The 21,859-nt window shown below is 70.8% G+C and carries 22 protein-coding genes; 15 read left to right on the forward strand and 7 right to left on the reverse strand.

Translation table 11 applies throughout. The annotated features are described in order from the left end of the window. Positions 1–24: 24 nt before the first annotated feature. The 9 genes from ACYQ8L_RS04540 (at position 25) to ACYQ8L_RS04580 (ending at position 7,183) form a co-directional block, all read left to right on the forward strand. The gene (locus ACYQ8L_RS04540) at positions 25–939 is read left to right on the forward strand and encodes a branched-chain amino acid ABC transporter permease (protein ID WP_459940584.1); all 915 of its coding nucleotides are present in this window, start codon (positions 25–27) and stop codon (positions 937–939) included. Then, positions 927–1,940 carry a branched-chain amino acid ABC transporter permease gene (locus tag ACYQ8L_RS04545; protein WP_459940585.1) on the forward strand — a complete coding sequence of 338 codons (1,014 nt, stop codon included), beginning with the start codon at positions 927–929 and terminating at the stop codon, positions 1,938–1,940. Before ACYQ8L_RS04540 ends, ACYQ8L_RS04545 begins: the two co-directional genes overlap by 13 nt. Continuing rightward, complete coding sequence (locus ACYQ8L_RS04550; RefSeq protein ID WP_459940586.1) at positions 1,937–2,689, forward strand: ABC transporter ATP-binding protein; 753 nt, start codon at positions 1,937–1,939, stop codon at positions 2,687–2,689. The genes ACYQ8L_RS04545 and ACYQ8L_RS04550 overlap by 4 nt, the downstream gene beginning before the upstream one ends. Then, a complete protein-coding gene (locus ACYQ8L_RS04555; protein ID WP_459940587.1) occupies positions 2,686–3,402 on the forward strand; it encodes an ABC transporter ATP-binding protein in 717 nt (238 codons plus the stop codon). The genes ACYQ8L_RS04550 and ACYQ8L_RS04555 overlap by 4 nt, the downstream gene beginning before the upstream one ends. A 169-nt stretch (positions 3,403–3,571) precedes the next feature. Then, positions 3,572–4,360: a LamB/YcsF family protein gene (locus tag ACYQ8L_RS04560; RefSeq protein ID WP_459940588.1), complete on the forward strand. Its 789-nt coding sequence runs from the start codon at positions 3,572–3,574 to the stop codon at positions 4,358–4,360. Next, complete coding sequence (pxpB, locus tag ACYQ8L_RS04565) at positions 4,357–5,058, forward strand: 5-oxoprolinase subunit PxpB (protein ID WP_459940589.1); 702 nt, start codon at positions 4,357–4,359, stop codon at positions 5,056–5,058. The genes ACYQ8L_RS04560 and pxpB overlap by 4 nt, the downstream gene beginning before the upstream one ends. Beyond that, positions 5,055–6,020, forward strand: a complete 966-nt coding sequence (locus tag ACYQ8L_RS04570; RefSeq protein WP_459940590.1) for a 5-oxoprolinase subunit C family protein — start codon at positions 5,055–5,057, stop codon at positions 6,018–6,020. Before pxpB ends, ACYQ8L_RS04570 begins: the two co-directional genes overlap by 4 nt. An 83-nt stretch (positions 6,021–6,103) precedes the next feature. Continuing rightward, on the forward strand, positions 6,104–6,586 hold the full coding sequence (locus ACYQ8L_RS04575; protein ID WP_459940591.1) for a hypothetical protein: 483 nt from the start codon (positions 6,104–6,106) through the stop codon (positions 6,584–6,586). Positions 6,587–6,709: 123 nt separating this feature from the next. Beyond that, entirely contained in the window at positions 6,710–7,183 is a 474-nt protein-coding gene (locus tag ACYQ8L_RS04580; protein ID WP_459940592.1) for a cupredoxin domain-containing protein, read from the forward strand. Between the two features lie 179 nt (positions 7,184–7,362). Here ACYQ8L_RS04580 and ACYQ8L_RS04585 read toward each other — a convergent pair whose 3' ends face one another. Beyond that, positions 7,363–8,031 carry an MgtC/SapB family protein gene (locus tag ACYQ8L_RS04585; RefSeq protein ID WP_459940593.1) on the reverse strand — a complete coding sequence of 223 codons (669 nt, stop codon included), beginning with the start codon at positions 8,029–8,031 and terminating at the stop codon, positions 7,363–7,365. A gap of 521 nt (positions 8,032–8,552) precedes the next feature. Here ACYQ8L_RS04585 and ACYQ8L_RS04590 point away from each other — a divergent pair. Genes ACYQ8L_RS04590 through ACYQ8L_RS04600 form a run of 3 tightly spaced genes read left to right on the forward strand, consistent with a single transcriptional unit; the run spans position 8,553 to position 11,278 of the window. Beyond that, complete coding sequence (locus ACYQ8L_RS04590) at positions 8,553–9,302, forward strand: alpha/beta fold hydrolase (RefSeq protein ID WP_459940594.1); 750 nt, start codon at positions 8,553–8,555, stop codon at positions 9,300–9,302. Further along, complete coding sequence (locus ACYQ8L_RS04595) at positions 9,299–10,075, forward strand: J domain-containing protein (RefSeq protein ID WP_459940595.1); 777 nt, start codon at positions 9,299–9,301, stop codon at positions 10,073–10,075. The genes ACYQ8L_RS04590 and ACYQ8L_RS04595 overlap by 4 nt, the downstream gene beginning before the upstream one ends. 18 nt (positions 10,076–10,093) lie before the next feature. Then, positions 10,094–11,278, forward strand: a complete 1,185-nt coding sequence (locus tag ACYQ8L_RS04600; protein ID WP_459940596.1) for a hypothetical protein — start codon at positions 10,094–10,096, stop codon at positions 11,276–11,278. On the opposite strand, the gene ACYQ8L_RS04605 is transcribed toward ACYQ8L_RS04600, so the two are convergent. The 4 genes from ACYQ8L_RS04605 to ACYQ8L_RS04620 form a co-directional block, all read right to left on the reverse strand. Further along, positions 11,275–11,706 (reverse strand): hypothetical protein, encoded by a 432-nt coding sequence (locus tag ACYQ8L_RS04605; protein ID WP_459940597.1) that lies wholly within the window; start codon positions 11,704–11,706, stop codon positions 11,275–11,277. The genes ACYQ8L_RS04600 and ACYQ8L_RS04605 overlap by 4 nt on opposite strands. Before the next feature lie 77 nt (positions 11,707–11,783). Beyond that, a complete protein-coding gene (locus ACYQ8L_RS04610) occupies positions 11,784–13,574 on the reverse strand; it encodes a chloride channel protein (protein WP_459940598.1) in 1,791 nt (596 codons plus the stop codon). Further along, positions 13,571–14,113 (reverse strand): DNA-3-methyladenine glycosylase I, encoded by a 543-nt coding sequence (locus ACYQ8L_RS04615; RefSeq protein WP_459940599.1) that lies wholly within the window; start codon positions 14,111–14,113, stop codon positions 13,571–13,573. Before ACYQ8L_RS04615 ends, ACYQ8L_RS04610 begins: the two co-directional genes overlap by 4 nt. Next, positions 14,110–15,045 carry a dihydroorotate dehydrogenase gene (locus tag ACYQ8L_RS04620; protein ID WP_459940600.1) on the reverse strand — a complete coding sequence of 312 codons (936 nt, stop codon included), beginning with the start codon at positions 15,043–15,045 and terminating at the stop codon, positions 14,110–14,112. The genes ACYQ8L_RS04615 and ACYQ8L_RS04620 overlap by 4 nt, the downstream gene beginning before the upstream one ends. 286 nt (positions 15,046–15,331) lie before the next feature. On the opposite strand from ACYQ8L_RS04620, the gene ACYQ8L_RS04625 reads away from it, so the two are divergent. Together ACYQ8L_RS04625 and ACYQ8L_RS04630 are read left to right on the forward strand one after the other, a co-directional pair. Further along, entirely contained in the window at positions 15,332–16,315 is a 984-nt protein-coding gene (locus ACYQ8L_RS04625) for a zinc dependent phospholipase C family protein (protein WP_459940601.1), read from the forward strand. Positions 16,316–16,541: 226 nt separating this feature from the next. Beyond that, positions 16,542–17,723 (forward strand): acyl-CoA dehydrogenase family protein, encoded by a 1,182-nt coding sequence (locus ACYQ8L_RS04630; RefSeq protein WP_459940602.1) that lies wholly within the window; start codon positions 16,542–16,544, stop codon positions 17,721–17,723. Between the two features lie 150 nt (positions 17,724–17,873). On the opposite strand, the gene ACYQ8L_RS04635 is transcribed toward ACYQ8L_RS04630, so the two are convergent. Both ACYQ8L_RS04635 and ACYQ8L_RS04640 read right to left on the reverse strand, forming a co-directional pair. Further along, complete coding sequence (locus tag ACYQ8L_RS04635) at positions 17,874–18,530, reverse strand: alpha/beta hydrolase (protein ID WP_459940603.1); 657 nt, start codon at positions 18,528–18,530, stop codon at positions 17,874–17,876. Next, the gene (locus ACYQ8L_RS04640; RefSeq protein WP_459940604.1) at positions 18,527–19,420 is read right to left on the reverse strand and encodes a PhzF family phenazine biosynthesis protein; all 894 of its coding nucleotides are present in this window, start codon (positions 19,418–19,420) and stop codon (positions 18,527–18,529) included. The genes ACYQ8L_RS04635 and ACYQ8L_RS04640 overlap by 4 nt, the downstream gene beginning before the upstream one ends. 291 nt (positions 19,421–19,711) lie before the next feature. On the opposite strand from ACYQ8L_RS04640, the gene ACYQ8L_RS04645 reads away from it, so the two are divergent. Next, complete coding sequence (locus ACYQ8L_RS04645; RefSeq protein WP_459940605.1) at positions 19,712–21,502, forward strand: S8 family serine peptidase; 1,791 nt, start codon at positions 19,712–19,714, stop codon at positions 21,500–21,502. The last annotated feature ends 357 nt before the right edge of the window (positions 21,503–21,859 follow it).

The following is a 21,859-nucleotide window of genomic DNA, read 5'->3' on the forward strand; positions in this document are numbered from 1 at the left end:
CCCGTTCTCGCACCGGCGTAGCCCATGGATATTTTGATCAGCTCTCTGGTGGCAGGCGTCCTGCTGGGCATGGTGCTGGCCTTGGTGGCGCTCGGCCTGACCATCATCTTCGGGGTCATGGACATCGTGAACTTCGCCCACGGCGAGTTCCTGATGTTGGGGATGTATACCGGGCTCCTCACCGCGGCTGCCACCGGGCTCGATCCCCTGGTGGGCATCCCGGTGGCCGCTGTGGTGGGGTACCTCCTGGGGATCGCGTGCTACTGGGGGTTCGTTCGGTTTCTCCTGCGCGGCCCCATGGTGGCCCAACTCCTCGGCACCTTCGGCCTGATGCTCTTTCTGCGCAACCTGGCCCTGCTCTTTTTCGGGTCCGAGGACCGGGGGGTCCACACCGGGCTTCTGGTGGGGAAAAGCGTGGATTTCGGCATGGGCGTGATCGTTCCCGCGACCAAACTCGCCGCCGCCGCGCTCTCGGTGGTTTCGTTCGCCGCCGTGTGGCTCCTCATGAACCGGACCCGGCTGGGCAAAGCGCTCACCGCCACCGCGCTCAACGCCCAGGCCGCCCGGTATATGGGGATCCCCACCGAGCGCATGAACGCGCTGGCCTGGGGCATCGGGGGTGCCACGGTAACCATCGCGGGCGCCCTCATCGTGAATTTCTGGGCCGTGAACCCGTACGTGGGGCTCCTGTTCACGATGATCGCGTTCACCATCGTCGCCCTCGGGGGGTTCGGGAGCGTGCCGGGGGCGCTGGCCGCCGGGATCGTCGTCGGCTTGATCATGGAGATCCCCGGCATCTGGGATTTCGTGTCCTACGCCACCGAGTGGGAGTGGATGCTCGACGTGCCGATCACCTCGTTCAAGTACACCTTCGTGTATCTGGCCTACTTCGTCATCATGATCGTCCGCCCGCGGGGGTTGTTCGGATGGAAGCACTGAGGGCCGCCCTCGATTTTTCGGATTTTCGGCCCGCCGAGCGCTGGGTATCCCGGGTGGTGGCGGTGTTCCTGCTGGCGTTCCCGCTCCTGCCGGCGTCGTCCTTCGCCATGGCCACGATGATCCAGTTCCTGATGTTCTCCCTCTACGGGATGGGCTGGAACACCATCGGCGGCTACGGCGGCCAGGTGGACCTGGGGAAGGCCCAGTACGTGGGGATCGGGGCTTACACCACCGCCGTGTGCCTCGTGCGCTGGGACGTGCCCTTCTGGGTGTCGATGCCCGTGGGCATGGGGTTCTCGGTCCTGTGGTCATTCGCCATCGGCTACCCCCTGTTCCGGCTCAAGGGGCACTACTTTGCCATCGCCACGATCGCGGCGTCGCTGGTTCTCAAAGATCTTTTCGAGGTGTGGGACTTCGTGGGGGCGGCCCGGGGGCTCGAGATCCCGGCCCACCGGTTCGAAACCCCGGACTTCTGGCACCTGATCTTCAAGGACGACGTGTACTACTACTACGTGATCCTTGTGTTTTTCTTCGCCGGGGTCCTGTACATGAACGCGTTTCGTAAATCCCGGCTCGGCTATCAACTGCGGCTCATCAAGGACAACGAGGACATGGCGCGGTCGCTGGGGATCGACGTCCACTGGGCCAAGGTGAAGACCTATGCCATAGCCACCGCCTTCGTGAGCCTGGTGGGCTCGTTCCACGCCTGCTACATCAAGAACATCGAACCCGAGGACACCATGAGCCTGGATCTCTCGATCCTGATCGCGCTCATGGCGATGCTCGGGGGCGCCGGGTCGCTCTGGGGCCCGATCATTGGGGCGGGGATCCTGATTCCCTTGAAGAGCTACTTCAAGGAGTGGTTCGGCGCCCGGGCCGGCCTCGTGGGGATGGACCTGATCCTCTACGCCCTCATCATCATGGTGGTGTCGGCCGTGGAACCCCGGGGCATCTGGGGAATGGTGGAGCGCTACCGCGCAAAACGGGAGACCGCCGGATGAGACCGCTCCTGGAGGTCCGGAACCTGACCAAGGAGTTCGGGGGCCTGCGGGCGAACGAGGACGTCTCCTTCGACCTCTCGGAAGGGGAGATCCTGGGGCTCATCGGCCCCAACGGCGCCGGCAAGACGACCCTGTTCCACTGCCTCACCGGGTTTCACAAGCCCGACCGGGGCACCGTCCGGTTCGCCGGGCGGGACATCACCGGGCTTCCGCCCCACAAAATCGCCCGCCTCGGAATCGCACGAACGTTCCAGAACTTCGTGGCCACGGGCGACCTCTCGGTGCTGGAAACCGTGATGGTGGGCTGCTTCGCCCGCACCGCCTCCCCCTCGAAGGCACGGGCGAAGGCCGGGGAACTCCTGTCCTTTCTGGGGCTTGCAGACCTGGCCGGCACTCCGATCCGGGACCTGCCGGTGGCCGGGCAGAAGACCGTGGCCCTCGCGACGGCGCTCGGCACGGAGCCCAGGCTGCTGCTGCTGGACGAGGTGGCCGCGGGGTTGAATCCCGGGGAGATCCAGGATCTCATGGGCGCGATCCGCCACGTGCACCAGGAACTGGGGGTCACCCTGATCGTGATCGAGCACGTGATGGAGCTCGTGATGAACCTGAGCCATAGGGTGATCGTCTTGGACTCCGGCCGCGTGATCGCCCAGGGCCCCCCGGAGGCGGTGGCCCACGACCCGGCCGTGATCCGGGCCTATCTGGGGGAGAAGTACGCCGCCCGGTACCTCGAGGGAGGCGCATCATGAGTTCCCCCTTGCTCGAAGTGCGAGGGCTCGTGGTCCGGTACGGCAAGCTCACCGTGCTCCACGGCATTGATCTGCAGATTCAGCGAGGAGAGACCGTCTGCGTGGTGGGCGCAAACGGGGCGGGGAAATCCACGCTTCTTAAGGCGATCATGGGGGCGGCGCCGGTGGCCGACGGCGAGGTGCGGTTCGAGGACCGAAACCTCGTGGGGCTCCCCACCGAGGAGATCGTCCGATTGGGGGTTGTATACGTGCCCGAGGGACGGATGCTGTTCGGCCCCCTCTCGGTGGAGGAGAATCTAAAGCTCGGCGCCTACATCGTGCGGGACGAGGACAAGATCCGGGCCTCCCTGGAGCGGGTGTACGACCTGTTCCCGCGGCTGCGGGAACGCCGGAACCAGGCGGCCGCCACCCTGTCGGGGGGCGAGCAGCAGATGGTGGCCATCGGCCGGGGTCTCATGTCGGACCCCAAGATCCTCATGCTCGACGAGCCCTCCCTGGGGCTCGCCCCCAAACTGGTGGACGAGGTCTTGGAGACCGTGGCCGCGCTCAAGGGGCAAGGGGTCACGATCCTCCTGGTGGAGCAGACCGTGCGGGAGGCGCTGGAGCTGTCGGACCGGGGGTACGCGATCCAGTCCGGCCGCATCGTGGTGGAGGGGCCGGGCCGGGAACTCCTGGACGACGAGCGGCTTCGGGCCGCTTACCTGGGCCTTTGAGGATACGAATGCCTTCAAACGCATTGCCGGGCGCGGGTGCCCGCCCGGGCGTGGCGCCTGCTTCCGGTCGTGTGAGAGTGCGGCATCCGGCTTCCGTCCGGCGCTCCAGCAGGCCCCACGCCCCGAAGCCCTTCGATTCGGCCGCCGGAGTAATAGTGAAGGAGGGGTCATGACAGTCCGAATCGACCTCAACGCCGACATGGGGGAGTCGTTCGGGGCGTACCGCAAGGGGGACGACGAGCGGCTCATGGGGGTCGTGACCTCGGCCAACATCGCCTGCGGGTTCCACGCGGGGGATCCCCACGTGATGCGCCGCACCGTGACCCTTTGCGCGGAGCAAGGCGTGGCCCCGGGGGCCCATCCGGGCTACCCGGACCTCCTGGGGTTCGGCCGGCGGGGCATCGAGGCCACGCCGGAAGAGGTGTACGACTGGGTGCTCTACCAGGTGGGGGCCCTCGAGGCCTTCGTCCGGGCCCGGGGCCTTCGGCTCCAGCACGTGAAACCCCACGGCGCCCTGTACAACCGCGCGGCGGTGGACCCCGAGCTCGCCGCGGCCGTTGCCGAGGCGGTCCGGGACGCCGGTTCGGGACTCATCCTCATGGCCCTGGCCGGCTCGGAGCTCGAGCGGGCGGGCCGCGGGGCCGGCCTCCCGGTGGCCCGGGAGGCGTTCCTGGACCGGGCCTACCGGGCCGACGGCACGCTCGTGCCGCGCTCCGTCCCGGGGGCCGTGTTGAAGGACCCCGAGGAGGTCACCCGCCGGGCCGTCCGCATGTGCCTGGAGCGCCGGGTCCGAACCCTTGAGGGAGAAGAGATCCCGATTGAGGCCGACTCCTTCTGCATCCACGGCGACAGCCCCGGGGCGGCGGAGTTCGCCCGCAGGGTCCGGGCGGCCCTGGAGGCCGCCGGCGTCCGGGTGGAGCCGCTGGCCGCCGTGTTCGGGGAGGAAGCCGCCCGGTGAGCCAGCCCTGGCCCAACCCCCGGATACTTCCCTGCGGGGAGACGGCCCTCACGGCCGAGGTGGGCGACGCCATCTCGCCGGCGATCCACGAACGGGTGCTAGGGCTTACCAAGGCCCTCGGGGCGGTCCCCGGGGTCCTCGCCCGGGTGCCCGCCTACCGCTCCGTGTTCGTGGAGTACGATCCCCTGCAGATCTCCTTCGAGGCCCTGTGCCTGCGGATCGAGGAGGCCTACGCCCGCCTTCCCGAGCCCGACTCCCAGGCGTCCCCCGCCGAGGTGGTGGAGATCCCGGTGTGCTACGGCGGGGAGTACGGCCCCGATCTCGACGAGGTGGCCCGGGTCCACGGGCTCAGCCCCCGGGAGGCCGTGGAACTTCACGCCGCGCCCGTGTACCGGGTGTATCTTTTGGGCTTCACCCCGGGCTTTTTGTTCCTCGGTGGCCTCGACCCCCGGCTCCACACTCCCCGCCGGCGGGAACCCCGCACCCGGGTCCCCGCCGGGTCTGTGGGCATCGCCGGGCCCCAGACCGGGGTCTACTCCCTCGACACCCCGGGGGGCTGGCAGATCATCGGCCGCACGCCGCTTCGGATGTTCGATCCCGGCCGCCACCCGCCGGCCCGGGCCCTTCCGGGCATGGGCGTGCGGTTCCGGCCCATCGACGAGGCGGAATTCTTTCGCCTGCGGGAGGCGGAAGCGTGAGCGTGCGGCCGGCCCTCCGGATCCTCCGGCCGGGCCCCCTGGCCACGGTCCAGGATGCGGGACGGCGGGGCTACGAGCACCTGGGGGTCCCGGTGTCGGGCGCTATGGATCCCCTTTCCCTGGCGGTGGCGAACGTCCTCGCGGGGAACAACCCCAGCGCGGCCGCCCTCGAGATCACCCTGGGCGGGTTCGAGGCGGAGTTCCTCGTGGAAACCCCGGCGGCGGTGTCCGGGGCGGACCTGGGATTCGAACTCGACGGGGTGCCGCTCGCGCCCGGCACTTCGTTTCGGGCCGCCCCCGGGGCGAGGCTGCGCACGGCGGGGCGGCGGTGGGGCTGCCGGGCCTACCTTGCGCTGGCGGGGGGGATCGCGGTGCCCGAGGTGCTGGGCAGCCGGTCCACGTACCTGCCCGCCCGGCTCGGGGGCCTCGACGGCCGGCCCCTCGCCCCGGGAGACGAACTGCCGGTGCCCAGAGGGGAGCACCGCCGGACGTGGAAAACCGGGGCAAGGGCGCCGGACGAGTTCCTTCCCCGCCCACCTTCCGGGCCCCTGCTCCTGCGCTCGGTCCTCGGGCCCCAGGCCGATCGGTTTACCGACCGGGGCATCTCGACGTTTCTGGGTTCGCGGTATGTCGTGTCGGCCCAGGCCGACCGGATGGGCTACCGGCTCGACGGCCCGGCGATCGAGCACGCGGGCCCGGCCGACATCCTCTCCGACGGCATCGCCTGGGGCGCCGTGCAGGTGCCCGCCCACGGCCGGCCCATCGTGCTCCTGGCCGACCGTCAGACCGTCGGCGGCTACCCCAAGATCGCCACCGTGATCCGCGCCGACCTCCCCTTCCTGGCCCAGGCCCTTCCCGGCGACGAGGTGGCGTTCCGGTCCGTTTCCCTGTGCGAAGCCCGGGAGGCCCTGGCCTACCGGGCTCTCCGGTTTTGCCGCTGGGCCGAGTCCCTGGGGCGGTAACCCCCACCGCCTTGCATTCCCGCCTAGAAGGGGTATGAAGGAGACGTGTGCCCAATCCGCAGCGGGGGGAGGGGCGTTTGGTCATGGGATGGATTCGTTGGGGGATCGTTTTTGCCTCGCTCGCGATGGGAACGGCCGCGGCGGCGTTCAGCCAGAAGCCGGTGTACATCGATCCCCGGCTCGGGGGCTGGGCAGCGCCGCTCGAGACCCTGTGCTTCCAAGCCGGCTGTGGGGAGCTGTATTATGTGGCCGGGGTGTGGCTGGGAGACACCGGGGAACTGGTGGTGCTCGCGAAATCCAAGGTCACGTTCCGCCGGTTCGACCGTCGGGACCTCGGCGCCTTCGCCCACCGCCTGGCCCGGGCCCTTCGCCCGGCCGTGACCGGGCTCTACGAAAGCGGCCGGATCGACGGGGTGGTGCTGACCTTTTACTGTCCCCAGCTCCGGGGAAACGTGCTCACCCTAGAGGTGTTCGAGTCATGTCTTCCGGCCCGGGCGTTCGAGGACATTGGCCCGGTGCCCGTTCGGGTCGTGGAGCGGCGTTCCTGGGCCCTGCCACCCCCGTAACCGTTTTCCAGGAGCCGTTTGGCCGGTGGGGCGAGGCGGCGAGTGACTTCGACCTCGGGCCGCAGGACCCCCAAGGGGACCGCGGCGGTCTGGATGGCGTTCTTGAGACGGGAGGAGTGTCAGATGGCAAAGCCGCGGTGTTGGCTCGTCGGGCTGACAGGCCTTTTGGCCCTGGGAGCGTGCGCCCCTTTGGGCTACGTGAAGGACCCGACCCCCTGGGTCGAGGCCGCCGACTGGACCCAGGCCGAGACGGTCCGGCTGGAGATGACGGAATACCGGTTCGAGCCCCAGGTGCTCACCTTCCGTGAAGGTAAACCGTACATCCTGGAAATCGTGAATCAGGGCCGCGAGAAGCATTACTTCGCCGCCCCCGACTTCCTCCGGGCCATCGCCGCCCGCAAGGCCGAGGTGCCCGCGGTGGTGGAGGCCAAGGCGTGGCGGTTCACCTCGTTCGAGGTCTATCCCGGCCAGACTCTCCGGCTTTTCTTCGTGGCCGTGACCCCGGGCACCTATCCCCTCACCTGCACGATCCCGGGCCACGCCGACCGGGGTATGCGGGCGGCGGTCAAAATCGAGAAGGCGCCGCCGAAGAAGTAGGCGAGGGCCTCATACCAAGTTGCGTTCAAACAGACACCCAGCCCGGGGGCCCGGCAAGGGGCCTGGTTCCGGCCGTGCGTGAGTGCGGCATCCGGCCACTGTAGGAGCCACGCCCGGCGCTCCACCAGGCCCCTTGCCGGGCCGAATCAGGAAACGGTAGCTTTGAACGCAATTTGGTATCAGTCCAGGATTTGGCCCAAATCCCAGAGGATCCCGCGGTGGGAGGGGTGGCGGGCGCAGTAGGTGAACCGCACTCGGGTGCCCCCGTCGTGGGACTCGATCTTGTCCACCCGGGTGGGCCACTGGGCGCTTTCCAAAATGGCCTCCAGGCGGGCCAGGGTCACCGGACGGTCCGGCCCCAACTCGATCTCGACCGTGCGCATGTCGCACGGTCCCATGAGCCGCTTTTCCACCCGGCCGAGGGCCACCAGGGTCACCACGGTCATCACGGCCGTGATGAGCCCCACGAGCCAGTACCCCATCCCGACCACGACCCCGATCGCGGCCACGAGCCAGATGGTGGCCGCCGTGGTGAGCCCCACGACGCCCCGGCCGCTCCGCAGGATCGCCCCGGCCCCGATGAACCCCACACCGGTCACGATCTGGGCCGCGATCCGGGTGGACTCCTGGGGTGCGTGGGCCACGAACTTGGCCATGAACTCCGAACCCATGGTGAAGAGTGCCGCCCCCAGGCAGATCAGGATGTTCGTCCGGAGACCGGCCGGCTTCCCCTTCCACTCCCGCTCGGAACCCACCAGGGCTCCGCAGACGAACGCCACGGCCATCCGGCCCGCCACCGGGACGAGCAGCGCGGGGAACTCGGGACGTAGGAGCGGAAGCGGTTCCATCGGACCCTCCGGGCGTTGGGAACGGGGCAGACGCCAGTGGTCTTGGAATCTTAGCCCGGGATCGTGTAGGTTGAAAGCTGCCGTGACCCGCGAAGCGCGGCCTGTTCGCGACCTATTGGCACGCGTGAGCGCCGGCGCACGCGCTGGCGGGCGGGGCAAGGGACCTCCCTCCGGCCGGGCGCGAGTGCCGGCACCCGAACCGCCGCGCAGCCCAGGCCCCAGGCGGTGGTTCCATGGCCCACTCGCCCAGACGAGGCGGGTTCGTAGTGCGAGCGACGGAGGTACTGCGCGGCATTTTCGGAGGCCGCACCCGGCGCTCCGGGAGGCCCCTTGCCCCCAAAACGCGGGCGACGGGCCCGGTGTCAGTTGGATGCTCCCCAGGGCCCCTTCGGGGCCCCGCTACGCAGGACAATAACGCAGCGAGAGGGGGGCCCCGGTGTGGGAGCGCCTTCCAAGGCGCGACCCGGGCCGTAAGGCCCGCAGGAATCCCGAATGTTCTTAGCCGCCCAGCAGGAAGAGCCATGGACGCGATCGTCGAAGGAAACGGAGCGGTGCTCGTGCTCGTGCCGGGCCTGGGGTGTGACGAGCGGCTGTGGCGCCCGGTGGGACAGTTGCTGGCCCCGGAGTGGCGTGTGGTGTACCCGAGGGTCTGGGGGGCGGGACGCCTGCGGGAGGCGGCCGCCCGCATCGTGGACGTGCTCGACGAACTGGGCGTCCCCTCGGCCTTCGTGGCCGGGCTCTCCATGGGCGGGTACATCACCTTTGAGCTACTGCGCGGCTGGCCCGAGCGGGTCGCGGCCGCAGCCCTCGTGGACACCACGGCCTTCGGCGACACCCCCGAACGCCGGGCCAAACGAGACCAGGTGCTCGAACTCATCCGGCGGGGCGCTTTCGACCAGGTGCTTCGAACCTTCGCCGCAAGCGTGCTCGCCCCATACCACCTGGGCGGTCCCCTGGAGGATCTCGTGATCGAGATGGGCAAGGCCGTGGGACCCGAGGCCTTCGCCCGCGATGTGGCGGCCATCCGGGACCGGGGCTCTTACGAGGACGTGCTGGAGCGGTGCGATCGGCCCCTTCTGTTCCTCGCGGGGGCCGACGACGCCCTGACCCCGCCCGAGGTGGCCCGAGAGATGGCCGCACGCGCCCGGAAGGGTCAATGGGCCGTCGTGTCTAGGGCTGGCCACCTGGCCCCCCTGGAGAACCCGGACGAGACGGCGAAACACCTTCGCGAGTTCTTTTCGAGGTGCGCTCCGGGAGGCGACTCGGCGTGAAGGACTACTACGCCATCCTGGGCGTCCCGCCCGACGCGGGCCCCGAGGAGATCCGCAGGGCCTACCGGCGAAAGGCCTTCGAACTCCACCCCGACCGCAACGGCGGGAGCCGGGAGGCCGAGGAGGCGTTCAAAGATCTGACCGAGGCCTACGCCGTCCTCGGCGACCCGGCCCGGCGGCGGGCCTACGACGAGGCCCGCGCCCGCGGCCGGCCGGAGTTCGATCCCGGGTTCCGGCCGGAGGATCTCTTTCGCGATCTGTTCACCCATCCCGTCTTCGGGGCGCTGTTCCGGCAGATGGCCCAGGAGTTTGGACGCCAGGGCCTTCGGTTCGACGAGGCGTACCTGCGGAGGGTGTTCCACGGGGGCGGGGGTGGGGTGTTCTTCGGTGGATTCGTGTTTGTCGGCCCGCTGGGCGGTCTGTTCCAGCCCCTTTCGGGAACCCGAACGCCGAAGACGCCCCGGACGAAGCCCCGAAAGGCGCTGCCCCGGAAACCCGGCCTCCTGGGCCGGCTCGTGCGGGCGGCCCTGCCTCGGCCGAAGCCGAGGGCCATGCTGGAGTACGAACTGCCGGTGCCCCGGGAAACCCGAGAGAGAGGGGGAACCATCGAGATCGCCCTCCCCGCCCCCGGGGGCATCCGGCGGTTCCGGGTGCGGATTCCCCCGGGGGCGCGGCCCGGGCTTCGGCTCCGGATCCCGGGGGAGCGTCAACGCGGAGCAGGATCGCCCGACGTCCTTCTCCGGATCACCGAACCGCCCGGCTCTTCGAGTTAGGGCAGGGAGGGATTCACCATGCGCGTCTCTCTCACCGCCGCCGTGCAGCCCCGGGAGATCCCCTGCCGGGTCCCGGGATGCCGGAACACCTGGACCCAGAGGGCCGAGGAGGTCCTTCAGGCCCTCCGGCGCGGGGAGCGGGAACCCCGACCCCGCATGTGCGCCCGGTGCGAGGCCCTCTACCGGGACCTCGCCGACCAGGAGCGGCCCTGCAGCCGGCCGAGCTGCGACGGCACCGTGAAGGTGACCCGGTTCCAACAACTCGTCTGGAAGGTCCGAGGGCGCGAACCCCGGGAGCTTCTGTGTCCGGCCTGCCGGACGGAGGCCAAGGAGGTCGGAGCCCAGGAGGTGCCCTGCCGGGTGTCCGGCTGCAACGGGACCTGGCGGTGGAGCGCCGAGGAGCGACTCGCGGCCGGAGACGGCCCGCCGCCCCAGCGCATGTGCCCCGCGTGCTACCGGGAGTTCCGGGAACTCGCGGACCAGGAACTCCCCTGCCGGGTGCCCGGCTGTGACGGAAAAGTGCCCTACAATCGGTTCGAGCAACTTCTCGACCGGAAGGCCGGCCGCAAGCCACCGAAGCGCCTGTGCCGCGCCTGCCAGGACCGGCTGAAGGAACTCGCCGAGCGGGAGGTGGCCTGCTCGGTCCGGGGCTGCGACGGCACCTGGACCTGGACCGCGTTCGCCCAACTCGTGGCAGAGCGGAAAGGCCTGGGCACCGAGCCGCCCCGGCGGCGGTGCGCCAGGTGCCAGGAAGACCTGAAGGGCCTCGCCGAGCGGGAGGTGCCGTGCCGGGTGCACGCGTGCCAGGGCACCTGGACGTACACCGCGGCCCAGCAACTGGCCGACCTACGACGGGGCCGGAAGCCCCCCCGGCGGCTGTGCCCGAGCTGCCAGGAGCGGATCGAGGCCTTGGCCGACCGGGAGGTGCCGTGCCGCCAGGAGGGGTGCGACGGCACCTGGACCTTCACCCGGTTCGACCAGCTTCTCCACGAGCGCCTGGGCCGGCCCGAACCCGAGCGGCTCTGCCCCCGCTGCGAGGGGTTCTTGAAGGAACACCCTCCCGTGGACGTTCCCTGCGCCCGGTGCGGGAGCCCCATCCTGTGGACCAGCGAGGCCCAGCTCATGGCCGAACTGGGCCTGTGGGTGAAGCCGGACCTCTGCGCCGAGTGCAAGGCCCGGGAGGTGAGGGAGGGAGCGGCCTAATCGGAGGCCCTCGGGTTCGCTCTTCGCCAGGCCGCCACGAACCGCGCGGCCACCTCTCCCACGAGGGAGATCGGGTCCGCCCCCTTCCGGTCCGTGGCCACCTCGACCCAGGTGGGCTGGTCGGCGCACTGCAGGGGATCGCGCTCCAGGCACAGGGGCTGGGTGAGGACGAGGCCGGCCGACCAACCGCCGTCCACGGGCACGAGGTCGAGCCGCAGCCGGGCCCGCGCCGCGGCGCCGGCGGAAACGCCAGCCTCCTGGAGCGCCCGCAGGAGTTCCACCTCGGCGTCCAACGGGTCGGCGCCCTCCTCCACGGCCACCTCCACCCGCACGGACTCTAGCCCCGAAAGCCCCCACGCCCCAGCCGGGCCGGCCACGACCAGGGCCACGACCGGAAGCGCCGCCCGAACCAGCCACTGTCGCACCATGTTCCGCCGCTCCTTCCCGTAAAGGGGTCCTCTCCCTTGGGATCGGCAGCGCTCCCTTGTTTCTTGACCCCCCTCCCCTACGCCTCGGCGTACACCCCCTTCCGGTGCTCGAGTTCCCGGGTGTAGCGGGCGAGCACGGACCGGCGCGAGAGCATGTAGAGCACCCGGCCCGGATCGGCCGGGTCCACCACGGGAATCTCCTCGAGCCCCCGGCTCGAGAGCTTCCGGAGCACCTGGGAGAGGGGCTCGTCGGGGGTGGCCGTGATCACCCGGGGCACGGCGATGTCCCGGGCGATCACGAGGTTCGGGGGCAGGTCCTCGTTCAGGATCCGGCGGATGTCGTTCACCGAAAAAATCCCGGTCATCCGGCCGTCCCGGTCCACCACCGGGTAGTAGGCCGTGTCCGCGGCCGCGATGCACTCCAGGATCTGGGGCAGCGGCAGGTCCTCAGAGACCGGGGTGGGCCGGCGGCCCTGGTCCTCCAGGTCGCGCACCCGGATCCCCTCGAGCACGTCCACCACCAGGTCCCCCAGGTGGGCCGGCGAGTCCACCCGGCCCGGCACCTGCTTTTCGTAGATCGTGGTGGCCCGGGCCGTGAGCATGGCGGCCACCGACACGAGCATGAGGGGCGCCAGGAGCCCGTAGTTTCCGGTGAGCTCGCTCACCATGATGAGCGTCGCCACCGGGGTGTTGGAGACCCCGGCGAAAAACCCGGCCATGCCCACGAGCACGTAGGCCCGGGGGTCCTGGACCAGCGCGGGAAACAGGGACTCGGCCGTGAGCCCGAAGGCGCCGCCCAGCATGGCCCCGATCACGAGACTCGGGGCGAACACGCCGCCCGACCCCCCCGAGGAAATCGTGAAACTCGTCGCCAGGATCTTCGCCAGGCACACCACGAGCATGACCCAGAGGGCCATGCGGCCGTGGAGCGCGGCCTGGATCCACCCGTACCCCGAACCGATCACCTGGGGCACCCCCAGGGCCAGCACCCCCAGGGCCAGCCCCCCGATCACCGGTTTGAGGGCCGCCGGCATCCGGAGCCGGGCGAAAGCGTCGCGAAGCCCGTAGAACACCCGAACGTACACCCAGCCCAGGAGCGCGCAGGCCACGGCGAGCCCCAGGAACACCAGGAGCTCGGGTGGATAGTCGAACCGAAACCGGGGGGTGTCGAGAAGGGGCTCCCACCCGGTCACGGCACCGAAGAGGGAGTAGGCAACGATCGAGGAGATGATCGAGGGGATGAGCCCCTCGTGCTCGAACTCGGGGTTCTTGTAGAGCACCTCCACCGCGAACAGGGCCCCGCCCAGGGGCGCCCGGAAGGTGGCACCGATGCCCCCGGCCATGCCCGCCAGGAGGAGCACCCGGCGGTCGCCCGGGGTGAGGCCGAGCCGGGTGGCCAGGAACGAGCCGAACCCGGCGCCGATCTGGGCGATCGGGCCCTCCCGGCCGGCCGAGCCGCCGGTGCCGATGGTCACGGCCGAGGCCAGGGTCTTCACGATGGGCACCCGGGCCCGGATGAGGCCGCCCTTGTTGTGGAACGCGTCGATCGCGGCGTCGGTGCCGTGGCCCTCGGCCTCGGGGGCGAAGGTGTACACGAGCCACCCCGACACCAGGCCCCCCAGGGCCGGGATGACCACCAGAAACCACCGGAACGACATGGCGAGCGAGTCGATCCGGACCCCGTCGGCCACCCCCTCCTCGGGGGGCGCGTACCCGGCCAGATGACTCAGGAAGAACTCGGTGGCGAAATTCGTGGCGTAGTAGAAGCCGATGGCGCCGGCGCCCGCCACCACGCCCACCAAGGCGCTCAGGGCGACCCACCGACCCAGGGTGGGCAGTTCGAACCGCCGGAACCCCGGAAGCCTCACCCCCCGCCCCCCGCCGCGTAACAGTCCGGATCGTGGGGCAGCGGCAATCGGCCCGCGCTCTCCAGAAGGCTCCGGACCAGCGTGGGCCCCAGGAACCGGAACCGCCGCCGGAACTCCCGGGTCACGGCGTCCTCCCCGCCGGCGGCCAGAAGGCCGTCCACCCAGGCCCCGAAGGATCCGGCCTCGGCGAGCACGTCGAGAAACGCCCGGGCGTTTCGGACCACGGCCTCGAGCTTCCGGCGGTTTCGAATCATGCCCGGGGCCCCCAGGGCCCGGCCCACGTCCTCCTCGTCCCAGCCGGCCAGGACCCCGGGTTCGAACCCGGCCAGGACCTCCCGAAGCGCCTTCCGGCGCCGCAGCACCAGCCGCCAGGAGAGACCGGCCTGGAACACCTCGAGGCACAGGAGCTCAAACCAGGCCCGGTCGGTGCCCGGGTCCCGGCCCCACTCCTCGTCGTGGAACCGGCGGGCCAGCTCGTCGTCGGCCACCCACCGGCAGTACCGCCGGGTTTCGGAAGGTCCCGGGCCCGGCCCCTTCATCGCCCCACCTCGAAGGTGCCGATGAACTCCGAAAGCCGGCCGATGCCCTTCTCGTCCAGGTAGCGGCCGATCCCGTCGGCGATCTCCACCGCGGCCCAGGGCGTTACGAAGTTCACGGTGCCCACCTGCACCGCCCGGCACCCCAGGCACAAGAACTCCAGGGCGTCGCGGGCGTCCCAGATGCCCCCCATGCCGATCACCGGCACGTCCACCGTCTGGAGCACCTCCCAGGCGATCCGGAGGGCCACCGGCTTGATCGCGGGACCCGAGAGTCCCCCGGTCACGTTGGCCAGCGCGGGCCGGCGGCGCTCCAGGTCCACGGCCATGGCCGGGATCGTGTTGATGACGCTCAGGATGTCGGCCCCCGCGTCCACCGCGGCCTCGGCCAGGGGCCGGATGTCGGCCACGTTGGGGCTCAGTTTCACGATCAGGGGCAACCGGGTCGCTCGGCGTACCGCCTTGACCACCTGTCCGAGGAGGACCGGGTCGGTGCCGAACGCGATGCCCCCCGCCTTCACGTTGGGACACGACACGTTCACCTCGAGGGCCGCCAGGCCTTCGACCCGGTCCAGGGCCTCGGCGCACCGGGCGTACTCCTCCACGGTGTTTCCGAAGAAGTTGGCGATGACCGGGGTGCCCACCTCCCGCAGAAACGGCATTTTCTCCCGGGCGAAGGCCTCAACTCCCACGTTCTGGAGGCCGATAGCATTGAGCATGCCGGCGCGGGTCTCCACGATGCGGGGCGGCGGGTTCCCGGGCCGGGGCTCGAGGCTCAGGCCCTTGACCACGATGCCCCCCAGCCGCCCCAGGTCGCAGTAGCCGGCGAACTCGGCCCCGTACCCGAACGTGCCAGATGCGGTGATGACCGGGTTTCGAAGTTCCAGGGGACCCAGGCGGGTGGTGAGATCGGCTCGAAACGGGGTGGCAGGCATGGCAGACCGCTTTTCAGGGGGCGCTGGTGACGACGTCGTCCCCGCCCGGGCGAAGGGCGGCCGGGGGCGCCGTGAACCATCCGGACGCCGGGCCGAATCGGCCGCGCCCGGCCGGCGAGCAAAGACGCTTCGGGAAGCGCGGGATTCTAGTCGGGGCCGGGAAAGGGGGTCAAGCCGGGCCGCGGCCGCTTTGACCGCCCCGGACACCCGCTTTATACTTCGCGCCGACCTGCCGAACCCAGTGAACCGCGCGGGCGGTGTGCCGCCCGCTCAGGAACCTTCGTCCATGCCCGTTTTCGCCCGGATCGCCGCGGCCTTCGCGCTGATCCTCGTGTTTCCGGCCGCGGGCCTCGCCTGGGGCCCGGCCACCCACCTGGAGCTCGGGACCCGGGTGCTCGAGCACCTGGGTCTCCTGCCGGCGGCTCTGCAGGCCCTCCTGCGAGCCCACCCCCTGGACTTCCTCTACGGCTCCATCGCGGCCGACATCGTGGTGGCCAAACGTCTCACCCATTACCTGCGCCACTGTCACCGGTGGACCGTGGGGCTCGAGGTGCTCTCCCGGGCCCGGCGCCCGAGCCAGGAGGCCTTCGCGTGGGGGTACCTCTCCCACCTGGCCGCCGACGTCGTGGCCCACAACTACTTTGTGCCGTTCAAGACGATCCTGAGCTTCCCCACCCGGGCCATGAACCACACCTACTGGGAGGTCCGGTTCGATACCCACGCCCCCGACGAGATCTGGCGCATCCCCTACCGCATCAGTCGCGAGATGCACCAGGACAACGACGAACTCCTGAAATCGGTGCTGAGCCGCACCCTGCTGTCGTTCCAGACGAACAAAGTCATCTTCAACAGCGTGGTCCTCATGGGCCGGTTCCGGCGCTGGCACGACATCATCCGTCAGGCCCTCAGCCAGTCCCGGGTGGCCCTCGACCCGACGAGGGTTGCCGAGTACAAGGAACTGTCCCTCAACGCGGTGCTCGCGTTCCTGATCGACCGGGAGGAGGCCTGGTGCTTCCGGGCCGACCCCACCGGCTACCAAAGCCTGAAGGCCGCAGGCGTGATCCGGGCCCACCTGCGGCGGCTCTACCGCAAGGGACGCCTCTCCCGCCAGGCGTTTCAGAGCGTGCTCGAGCGCTACCGGCCCCACCTGGAGGCCAGCATCTACGCCGAACCCAGTTGCGCGGAACTGGTGGACACGGCGCTCGCGCTGATGGAGGCGCCGGACCACCCTGCCCCCTCCGAGACCCCGGCGTGGCAACCGGGGGGCTAGGGGGTGGGAGCCGGGAATCGAGATCCGTAAATCTGAAATCGTAAATCGTGAATCGTTGAAGGCGCTTAGCCCCACTTTGCCGGAAGCCCCTCGGCGCCCCCGCCAACTCCAGTTTGATTTCTCGTTGACCTTTGCGGTAGGAAACAAACCAATAGACGGACGCGTGCGGCAATCGCCACGGACCGGCGCGGCTCCCGGAATTCCCTTCTTTCGAGGAGGTACGCCGATGGACGGAACGCGGGCGTGGGTGCGGGAACGGTTCGGCGAGGTGCTCGATCTCGTGGCCCGGCGGGCCGCCGAGGTGGACCGTACCGCGGAGTTCCCCGAGGACGTGCTGCGGGCCTACCAGGAGGCCGGCCTCATGGCCGCCCAGGTGCCCCCCGAGCTCGGGGGTCTGGGGCTCTCCCACCTGCAGTTCGCGGCCGTGGTGGAGGAGGTGGCCCGGTACTCGGGGGCGCTGTCGCTCCTTCTGATCGTCCAGGCCGTGGGCGTGCTGCCCGTGGTCCTGCGGCCCGAGTTTCCCCGGCGGGAGGAGGTGCTCACCGGGGTAGCCCGGTCGGGCCACCTGGTGGGGTTCGCCCTCACCGAGCCCCCCTCGGGTTCCGACGCCTACAACATGCGAAGCGAGGTGGTCCACCAAGACGGCGGCTTCCGGCTCACGGGGGTCAAGTACCTCATCACCAACGCCGGAAAGGCCCACTCCTACGTGGTGTTCGCGAACTTCCGGGAGCCCGGCCTCAAGCACGTGGCCGCCTACCTCGTGCCGGCCGACCGGGAGGGGGTCAAGGTGGGCCCCCCGAACCGGCTCCTGGGCATGCGGGGCATCCCCACGGCCTCGGTCTACTTCGATCGGGTGCCGGTGGACGACGCGGACCGGATCGGCGAGAAGAACGACGGCTACGTGCTCGCCATGGAGACCCTAAACATCTCCCGGCCCTGGATCGGGGCCCAGGCCGTGGGGCTCGCCCGGGGCGCCCTGGAGGCCGCCATCCATTTCGCCTGCCAGCGCCGGGTCATGGGGGAGCCCCTGATCGACAAGCAGGGCATCCGGTTCCTGATCGCCGACGTGGCTTCCCGGATCGAGGCCGCGAGCGCCCTCGTGGAGCGCACCTCCCGCATGATCGACGCCGGCCGCGAGGACTACACGGCCCAGTCGGCCATGTGCAAGCTGTTCGCCACGGAGACGGCCATGTGGGCCTGCGAAAGGTCGCTCCAGATCCTGGGGGGGCCCGGCTGCATCGCGGGGAACCGGGCCGAGCGCGCGTTTCGGGACGTGAAGATTACCCAGATCTACGAGGGGGCGAACGAGGTCCAGAAGATCCTGGTGGCCCGGGAGCTCGTGCGCCAGGCCCGGGCCTGCCGCACCGCCAAGGAGGCCCAGGCCGCCGCGCCGGAACTCCTTACGTAGGGTGGAAGCTGGGAGGCTGGGATGCTGGGAAGCTGGGAGGCCAGGACGCCAAAATCCTTTGTGGTCCCAGCCTGATCGGCTGCCCCAGCCTCTGGGACCGGCTTCCGAGCCGCGAGGCCCCTTTCTTCCGGGCCTTCGGCCCAATCCCGCCTACCCCGGGTTTTCCTTGAGGTGGCGGTCCAGAAACGCCGCCGCGGCCCGGGCCACCTCCCCTTCCCGGCCGCCCAGGAAATGGTCGGCTCCGGGGAGGATCCTGCGCTCCTTGGGCTCGGGGAGCGCGGCGTACCAGAACTCGAACCGGTCGAGCGGGCAGTAGTCGTCCCGGTCGCCCACGAGCACAAGCTTCGGAGCGGCGATGCGGGTCCACGCCTCGAGCGGGAGCCGTTCCAGGGGCGGCGCCACGGCCACGAGGGCCCGGAGCCCCGGGAGGATCCGCTCCGCCGCCCGGCCGCCCACCCAGGCCCCGAACGAGTACCCCACAAGCCCGAGCCGGCCCGGGTCCACCCCGGGCTGGGCCGCCAGGAACGCCGCCGCGGCCACGACGTCGTCCACCTCGCCCTCCCCCTCGTCGTAGGCGCCCGTGCTCCGCCCCACCCCCCGGAAGTTGAACCGGAGCGTGGAGATTCCCCGCTCCGCCAGGGCCCGGGCCACGGCTTTCACCACCGGCACGCTCATGGACCCGCCGTGGAGCGGGTGGGGGTGGCACACGACCACGCCCGGAACCGGGGGCTCCCCCCCGGGAACGTGGAGTCGCCCTTCCAGTTCGGCCCCCTCCGACGGGAACCGGACCCCGGTCTCCAGGGTCACCCCAGGTCCCCCAGCCGCAGGTGGCCCCGAAGGCTCACCACGGCGTGGCCGCCCACGACGACCCGCTCGGGCTCCCCCGGCTTCCCGTGCACCACCACCCGCACCTCCCCGGGCCGGGCGCAGGCCTCGCCCTGCACCATCCGCAAGGGCCGCTCCGGGGCCGCGGCCCGGTGCCGCACCAGGTACGCGCCCAGGGCCCCCGAGGCGGTGCCGGTCACCGGGTCCTCGTCGATCCCGGCCGCCGGGCTGAAATCCCGGCAGTGGTACCCGTCGGAGCCTTCCACGAACACGTGCACCGTGAGCACCCCCAGTTCCTCGCTCAAACGCGCCAGGGCCCGGAAATCGGGCAGGAGCCCGTCGAGGGCCTCGGTGGTGGTCAGGGGCACCACGAGGTGCCACAGCCCGGTGTAGGCGAGCTCCAGGGGGAGATCGGTGCGCAGGTCCTCCTCGTCCACCCCCAGGGCCTCCAGGATCTCGTCGGCCGGAAGCGTGCAGGGCCGAAACGCCGGGGCGTCCTGGGTGAGGTCCACCCGGATGCCCTCGGGCGTGCGCACCAGGTCGGCCGGAAGCACCCCCACCCCGGTCTCCACCCGGACCCGCGCGAACTCCCCCTTGACCCGGATCTCCCCCAGGTCCTCCAGCACCGTGAGCGCCGCCACCAGGGCGTGACCGCAGGAGGGCACCTCCTGGGACGGCGTGAAGAACCGGATCCGGAAGTCGGCCTCCCGGCTCGGCAGCACGAAGGCCGTCTCCGAGGCGTTCACCTCCCGGGCGATGGCGAGCATGTGGTCCTCGTCGAGCCCCCGGGCGTGGGGCATGACCCCGGCGGGGTTCCCCTGGAGCGCCGTGCGGGTGAACGCATCCACGAGGTAGATCGGGCGGGTCTGCATCGCTGGCCTCCCTCTCGGCGGCGCCGCAACCGGGCGGCAACCGGAAGAAAAACGAACACTCCCCGAACAGCCCCCGATGGTACCCGATCGGCCCCGGGGGACACAACGCGCCGGTGACCCAAAGGGAACGCAAACGTGTCGGCTGGGCACGACCCCGTACCCGGCCCGGCTCCTCCCTCCCCCACCCGCCCGAATCGTTGCGGAAAACCCGGCTCGTGAACGTTGGCACCCGCCTTGCTCTCCCCCGGTGGCGATCCCACGGACCCCCATTCCACTCACGGAGGAGTCGCCATGAACCGAAGATCCCTGCTGCGAGCCGTCACCGCCGCATCCCTGGGCGCCGCCCTTTTTCTGGCGCCCCCGTCCCTGGCCGGGCCCCAACCCCGGCCCGTGCCCGGTCGCATTCTGGTCCAGGCCAAGGCCGGCGCCCCCGACGCGGCCGTCGAGGCGGCGGTCCAGGCCCACGGCGGCCGGGTGAAGGCCAAGATCCGCGGCATCCGGGTCCACGTGGTGGAGGTGCCGCCCCAGGCCCAGGAGGCCGTGCTGCAGGCCCTGCGCCACAATCCCCACGTGAGCTTCGCCGAACCCGACATGGCGGTGCCGCCCGAGGGCGTGCCCGACGACCCCCGGTACCCCTCCCAGTGGCACCTGCCCGCCGTGGGGGCCCCCGCGGCCTGGGACACGACCCGGGGCGAGGGCGTCGTGATCGCCGTGCTCGACACCGGGGTGGACGGCGGCCATCCCGACCTGGCCGGCCGGATGGTTCCCGGGTGGAATTTCTACGACCAGAACGCCGACACCTCCGACGTGCACGGCCACGGCACCTGGGTCGCGGGGACGGCGGCGGCCACCCTGGGGAACGCCCTGGGGGTGGCCGGGCTCGCGGGCCGGGCCTCGGTGATGCCGGTGCGCATCGCGGCCCCCGACGGCTGGGCCTACTGGAGCACCGTGGCCCAGGGCATCACCTGGGCCGCCGACCACGGCGCCCGGGTGGCCAACGTGAGCTACAACGGGGTGGCCGGGAGCTCCACCGTCCAGAGCGCGGCCCGCTACCTTCGGGGCAAGGGCGGCCTCGTGGTGGTGGCGGCCGGGAACTCGGGCGGCCGGGAGGCGTACGCCGATAGCCCCGACCTCCTGGCCGTGTCGGCCACCACGGCCTCCGACGCCAGGGCGAGCTTTTCGAGCTACGGGGCCTACGTGGACCTCGCGGCGCCCGGCACCTCGATCCTCACCACGGCCCGGGGCGGCGGGTACCAGACCGTGCAGGGCACCTCGTTCGCAAGCCCCCTCGTGGCCGCGGCCGCGGCCCTCCTGTGGTCCGTCAACCCGGCCCTGGCCCCCTCCGACGTGGAGACCATCCTGTTCCAGACCGCCGCCGACCTGGGCGATCCCGGCTGGGACGAGTGGTACGGCCACGGCCGGCTCGACGCCGCGGCCGCCGTGGACCTCGCCCTGTCGGCGGACCCCGTGGACACCCAGGCCCCCTGGGTGAGCATCGCCTCCCCCACCGGCGGCACCGTGGCCGGAACCGTCGAGGTGGCCGTCGAGGCCGGCGACAACGTGGGCGTGACCCGGGTGGACCTCCGGGTGAACGGCCAACTCCTCGCAAGCGACGAAACCGGGTCGTACCGGTTCGCCTGGGACACCGCGGCCGAACCCGAGGGCACCGCGACCCTGGTGGCCGAGGCCTGGGACGCCGCCGGAAACCGCGCCGCGTCCCAACCCGTTACGGTCACCGTGGACAACCAGCCCGACCCGCCGGACACCACGCCTCCCTCCGTCACCCTCCTCCAACCCGCCGACGGCACCACCGTGGGCAGGAAGGTGAGCATCGAGGCCCGGGCGTCCGACGACCGCAGCGTCCGCCTCCTGGAGGTCCGGGTGGACGGCCACGTGCTCTGCGCCACGAACCTCACGACGCTCACCTGCAACTGGAACACCCGAAAGGCATCCCCCGGGCCCCACGCCATCGAGGCCCGGGCCCTGGACCCGGCGGGCAACGAGGGCCTGGCCTCCGTGACCGTCCTGGTGCCCGACTCCGGCAGCGGCACCGGTGGCAAGGGCCGGCGCAAAAAGCGCTAGACCCAAACCGCGGGCGCCCCCGGCAAACCGGGGGTGCCCGCTTCCGTGGAGAAAACTTCTGAGGCCTCAAGCAACGCCTGCCACGGGTTAGGGGCCGTTGGTCGCGGGTCGTTGGTCGTTTGACCGTTCGGACGGTAGGACGCGTGGACGTGCGGACGGGCAAAACTGCCGCCGGTCGTAGGTCGCGGGTCGTTCGTCGTGGAAACCCCACCTGGCCCACGCCACGGCCGACGGCGAACAACGAATAACCGAACGTGGCGTTCGCTGCGATCGTGGCATGAGACAGGAAGATGCCGTCAGTTTGCCTTGGCAGGAACTCGGGTCTCTCGCAACGCTCGCCAAGCTCGCCACGGAAAC

Source organism: Deferrisoma palaeochoriense, assembly GCF_054656955.1.

Bases quoted from the DNA above. Each gene is read 5' to 3' on its own strand.
- ACYQ8L_RS04580 (WP_459940592.1), top strand. From the start codon at position 6,710: ATGGCAAAGCCGCGGTGTTGGCTCGTCGGGCTGACAGGCCTTTTGGCC.
- ACYQ8L_RS04545 (WP_459940585.1), top strand. From the start codon at position 927: ATGGAAGCACTGAGGGCCGCCCTCGATTTTTCGGATTTTCGGCCCGCC.
- ACYQ8L_RS04625 (WP_459940601.1), top strand. From the start codon at position 15,332: ATGCCCGTTTTCGCCCGGATCGCCGCGGCCTTCGCGCTGATCCTCGTG.
- ACYQ8L_RS04540 (WP_459940584.1), top strand. From the start codon at position 25: ATGGATATTTTGATCAGCTCTCTGGTGGCAGGCGTCCTGCTGGGCATG.
- ACYQ8L_RS04630 (WP_459940602.1), top strand. From the start codon at position 16,542: ATGGACGGAACGCGGGCGTGGGTGCGGGAACGGTTCGGCGAGGTGCTC.
- ACYQ8L_RS04645 (WP_459940605.1), top strand. From the start codon at position 19,712: ATGAACCGAAGATCCCTGCTGCGAGCCGTCACCGCCGCATCCCTGGGC.
- ACYQ8L_RS04555 (WP_459940587.1), top strand. From the start codon at position 2,686: ATGAGTTCCCCCTTGCTCGAAGTGCGAGGGCTCGTGGTCCGGTACGGC.
- ACYQ8L_RS04585 (WP_459940593.1), bottom strand. From the start codon at position 8,031: ATGGAACCGCTTCCGCTCCTACGTCCCGAGTTCCCCGCGCTGCTCGTC.
- ACYQ8L_RS04560 (WP_459940588.1), top strand. From the start codon at position 3,572: ATGACAGTCCGAATCGACCTCAACGCCGACATGGGGGAGTCGTTCGGG.
- ACYQ8L_RS04640 (WP_459940604.1), bottom strand. From the start codon at position 19,420: ATGCAGACCCGCCCGATCTACCTCGTGGATGCGTTCACCCGCACGGCG.
- ACYQ8L_RS04615 (WP_459940599.1), bottom strand. From the start codon at position 14,113: ATGAAGGGGCCGGGCCCGGGACCTTCCGAAACCCGGCGGTACTGCCGG.
- ACYQ8L_RS04605 (WP_459940597.1), bottom strand. From the start codon at position 11,706: ATGGTGCGACAGTGGCTGGTTCGGGCGGCGCTTCCGGTCGTGGCCCTG.
- ACYQ8L_RS04575 (WP_459940591.1), top strand. From the start codon at position 6,104: ATGGGATGGATTCGTTGGGGGATCGTTTTTGCCTCGCTCGCGATGGGA.
- ACYQ8L_RS04590 (WP_459940594.1), top strand. From the start codon at position 8,553: ATGGACGCGATCGTCGAAGGAAACGGAGCGGTGCTCGTGCTCGTGCCG.
- ACYQ8L_RS04550 (WP_459940586.1), top strand. From the start codon at position 1,937: ATGAGACCGCTCCTGGAGGTCCGGAACCTGACCAAGGAGTTCGGGGGC.
- ACYQ8L_RS04620 (WP_459940600.1), bottom strand. From the start codon at position 15,045: ATGCCTGCCACCCCGTTTCGAGCCGATCTCACCACCCGCCTGGGTCCC.
- ACYQ8L_RS04600 (WP_459940596.1), top strand. From the start codon at position 10,094: ATGCGCGTCTCTCTCACCGCCGCCGTGCAGCCCCGGGAGATCCCCTGC.